We start from the raw sequence: 3,991 nt of genomic DNA on the forward strand, positions 1-3,991 counted from the left end.
GAACGCCGGAATGAAAGCTATACCGCTGTCCGAACTGCCCATTGGACAATGGGGGCGGGTGTTATCTTTAAGTGCGCGGGGCATGACCAGATACCGGCTGCTGGACCTTGGGCTGGTTCCCGACACGCCGGTGCAGGCGGTAAGACGCAGCCCGCTGGGCGACCCAACTGCTTACCGCATCCGGGGAGCACTGATTGCCCTGCGCCGGGAAGAAGCCGACCAGGTACTGGTAACATCCTTGTGAACTGCCGCGGTACAACAGCCATTCCCCGCCATCTGAAGAAACTTTTGACCAGCACGGGTAGTGAGGTGTTTTTATGTCCCTTTCAACCGAACTGCGCGCAATGTTCAACATCCACCCGGAAGCCGGCACCGCCGTAATTGCCCTGGCCGGTAACCCCAATACCGGCAAGAGCACCATTTTTAACGCTCTAACAGGCCTGAAACAGCACACGGGCAACTGGCCGGGCAAGACCGTACTCCAGGCACAGGGCACATTTCATCTCCGTGGCCAAAAGTATATCCTGGTGGACCTGCCGGGAACATATTCCCTGCTGGCAAATTCAGTTGAAGAAATGGTAGCCCGGGACTTTTTATGTTTCGCCCGTCCGGACGCTACAGTAGTGGTTACCGACGCCACCTGTCTTGAAAGAAATTTAAACCTGACTTTACAGGTAATGGAAATTACCAATAAAGTAATTATTTGCGTAAACCTGATAGACGAAGCATACAGAAAAAACATTTTCATTGATACCGATTGCCTCGCCCGGGAACTTGGTGTACCCGTGGTCGCCACGGCCGCCAGGAGCGGTCTTGGACTTTCTGAACTAAAGACCATGATTGAGGCCGTAGCGCGGGGGAAAATAGTTCCCAGCCCCCGCCGGGTGGTTTACGATCCGGACATCGAGGATGCCATTGCACGGGTGGAACGGCAAATACCCGCGGAAATCAGGGAACTGCTTAACACTCGCTGGCTGGCATTAAGGATCATTGATAACGACGTGAGCATCCTCGAAAATCTCAGGAAATACTGCCGGGTAAGTGAATGGGGTGTTTTGCGTGAACGGTATGAATACTGCCCTGTCTCAAGCTAAGTCCCCCGGGATGAACGAATTTCCTGGCAAACCGGAAACCCGGGATCGCATCGCAAAGACCATATACAGGGAAGCTGAAGCCATTGCTTCCAGGGTGGTTATTCGAAACGGCCCCCACCATGACTGGACCCATAAACTTGATGACATCCTCACATCCCGCCGGCTGGGTTTCCCCATCATGTTTTTGCTCCTTGGGATCGCATTCTGGATAACCCTGGTAGGGGCCAATTATCCTTCCCAGTTCCTGGCGAAGGTCCTGTTCTGGGGGGAAAAACGGCTCACGGAAGTCTTCTTGTGGGTGGGTGCCCCATCATGGCTGCACGGACTTCTAGTTACCGGCGTTTACCGGACCGTGGCATGGGTCGTATCCGTAATGTTGCCCCCCATGGCCATCTTTTTTCCCATTTTTAGCCTGCTGGAGGACTTAGGATATTTACCACGGGTGGCCTTCAACCTTGACAGGTTATTCAGGATTGCAGGTGCCCACGGCAAGCAGGCACTGACCATGAGCATGGCTTTTGGGTGCAATGCAGCAGGGGTAATGGCCTGCAGGATTATTGAATCTCCGCGGGAAAGACTGATTGCCATACTGACCAACGTGTTTGTTCCACTACCGCAACTCATTTCCGTACCGTGGATCCTGGCTTCGATTATAAGTTCACCGTTCATGACTGTTATACGGCGCACCAGAAGCCGGATTATTTTTTCCCTCTCTTCCCAGCTGAGGTCGTCCAGCCGTTCGACCACCTCGCAGGCCAGCCTGCACAGCGATTCCACGCCCTGTTCGGACGGGGCTGCCGCGTGCATGGCTTCCTGAAGTTCCGAAAGTCTGCCGCTGAGGACTTCTTTTTCCTTCTGGATGTCCAGGACGGCCCTCTCAAACATTTCCACGTCAACCAAACCCCGCCGGTACGCTTCAAATGACCGTTCGCGTTCGCGGTCAAGCTGGTTGAGGCGTTTCTCAATACGAGCGATTTCTTTTTCCGCCAGTCCTGTTCCAGCATCCCGTCCTGTATCGCGGATCATGGCTTCCGGGTCCTTGAGCCATTCGCGTACTTTTGCCCACACCGCTTCCTCAATCACGTCGGCCCGGTGCCTGTTGCCGGGACACGCCGGCGGGTTGCGCCTTTGTACCCGTACGGAAGGCCAGGCGTTGGTGCACATATAGTACCTGTAGACATTCGTCCGCGTGGATGACAGGCCGTAACCACCGGTAAGACTGCACCCGCAGTAGCCGCACTTGAGCAGCCGGCTGAGGTAATAGTGGTACACCCTCCCGCCGTCCGGCCCTTTCCTGCGGGTATCCAGGGATTTCTGCAGGAGTTCCCACTTCCCGCGTTCAATCAGGGGAGGGACGGGTACGGGAATCCACTCGTCTCTTTGCCGCAGGCGAAGCGTCGCCTTCTCACCCCGCTGGCGGGCTGCTTTGTGTCCTTCCGTGTTGTACTGATTCACATAGAGAGTCCCCATGTATACCGGGCTGCGCAGGATACGCCGCACTGTTTGCCTGTGCCACCAGTTCCCTTTCGGAGAGGGAATTTTTTCCGCATTGAGCTGCCTTGCAATTTGAGCCGTGGACATCCCCTGGATTGCCATGTCCACCATGCGGTGGTATATGGACGACTGGAATTCGTCTATTTCGTAACGGTCCCCAACGTACCGGTACCCGTAAGTGCGGGGATTGAACGGTAAGAGCCCCTGGCGGGCTTTCCTCAACCTGCCCAGACGGCTCCGGACTTTAATTTTCTCTTTTTCCAGTTCGGCTACGGCACTGCGCATGATGTAAAAGAACCGCCCCTCGGGAGTGTTCTGCCATTCCATCGTCACAAACTCAAGGCGGCACCCGGCCTTTTCTATCATATCCACCAGCAGGAGCTGGTGCTCCACTTTCCGGGAAAGCCTGTCGGGGTCGTAAACGATAAACACCGCGGCACCGCCGTTTACGGCCGCCAGCGCCGCCTGCAGCCCCGGACGTTCGAGTATTTCCCCCGTCACGCCTTCATCACGGTACACTTCCACCTGTGTCGCACCCAGTTCCTGCGCTTTTTTCCGGCAGGCTTCCTCCTGAGCGTCCAGGGAATAGCCGTGCCTCACCTGATCTTCAGTACTTACCCGGACATAAATTACTGCTAGCACAAGTATTCGCCTCTTTCATGGCGGATTTTTTCCACTATTTTGCTAAAAACATACTGGCGGGCTTCAGCAAGGACCTTCCGGCTCTCTTCTTCAGTGCCGGTAAAGACTACCTTAACCGAATAATTTGCGGATATCTTTTTCTTTTTCGTCTTTTTCATCCCTGCACCTCCCCTAAATTTCTACAAGACTGCCGGGATGTCCTATGCTGGAAAAATAAAAAGCACGGGACTGAACCCGTGCCTTAAACTGCAACCCGCCTCGGCGGTAGTCTCTGCAGGCAGGAATTATATCATTTTTTGCGAATACTATCCTGGGAGGTGAGGTAATATGGGCAGTGAATCCCTGACTGCTGCCGTGCGCAGTCTGGTCTGGCCCGTATGTCTGGTTGGGGCAAAGGAAAATGATAAGCATAACGTAATGACCGTGGCCTGGATCTCCCAGGTTTCCCATGATCCCCTGCTAGTAATGGTTTCCATTGCCCCAGGACGATTTACCCATGACATGATTATCCGGACGGGCGAGTTTATGGTCAGCGTTCTAAACGCCGAACAACAGGAGGTATCCGCCTTCTGCGGCTCCCGTTCGGGTAGGGACGTGGACAAGATTGCGTATCTCAATTTAAAAACGGAGCCAGCAAAAATAATCAAGGTTCCCCGCCTGGCCGGCTGTGTGGCCAACCTGGAATGCCGGGTGGTGTCCCAGCATACTGCTGGCGACCATACCCTCTTCATCGGTGAAGTGGTGGCGGCCGACGTAGCGGC

General features: G+C 54.7%; 4 protein-coding genes and 2 pseudogenes. 4 read left to right on the plus strand and 2 right to left on the minus strand.

Features of this window, described 5'->3' with window-relative positions:
* The 3 genes and pseudogenes from ACPLUI_RS12075 to ACPLUI_RS12085 form a co-directional block, all read left to right on the plus strand.
* A partial coding sequence (locus tag ACPLUI_RS12075) for a FeoA family protein (protein WP_424660508.1) occupies positions 1–244 on the plus strand: 244 nt, incomplete at its 5' end.
* 73 nt (positions 245–317) lie between these two features.
* On the plus strand, positions 318–1,094 hold the full coding sequence (locus tag ACPLUI_RS12080) for a FeoB small GTPase domain-containing protein (protein ID WP_424660509.1): 777 nt from the start codon (positions 318–320) through the stop codon (positions 1,092–1,094).
* Positions 1,095–1,104: 10 nt separating this feature from the next.
* A pseudogene (locus ACPLUI_RS12085) lies at positions 1,105–1,746 on the plus strand (nucleoside recognition domain-containing protein); the annotation flags it as partial.
* Positions 1,747–2,156: 410 nt separating this feature from the next.
* On the opposite strand, the pseudogene ACPLUI_RS12090 reads toward ACPLUI_RS12085, so the two are convergent.
* Both ACPLUI_RS12090 and ACPLUI_RS12095 read right to left on the minus strand, forming a co-directional pair.
* Positions 2,157–3,230 (minus strand): annotated as a pseudogene (locus ACPLUI_RS12090) (recombinase family protein); the annotation flags it as partial.
* Complete coding sequence (locus tag ACPLUI_RS12095) at positions 3,224–3,388, minus strand: hypothetical protein (protein ID WP_424660510.1); 165 nt, start codon at positions 3,386–3,388, stop codon at positions 3,224–3,226. The gene ACPLUI_RS12095 and the pseudogene ACPLUI_RS12090, both read right to left, overlap by 7 nt.
* A gap of 169 nt (positions 3,389–3,557) precedes the next feature.
* Between ACPLUI_RS12095 and ACPLUI_RS12100 the strand changes: the two genes are divergently transcribed.
* Positions 3,558–3,991 (plus strand): flavin reductase family protein (locus tag ACPLUI_RS12100; RefSeq protein WP_424660511.1); only part of this gene is annotated, 434 nt, incomplete at its 3' end.

It is taken from the genome of Desulfofundulus sp. (assembly GCF_049701015.1).
Taxonomy (GTDB): Bacteria; Bacillota; Desulfotomaculia; order Desulfotomaculales; family Desulfovirgulaceae; genus Desulfofundulus.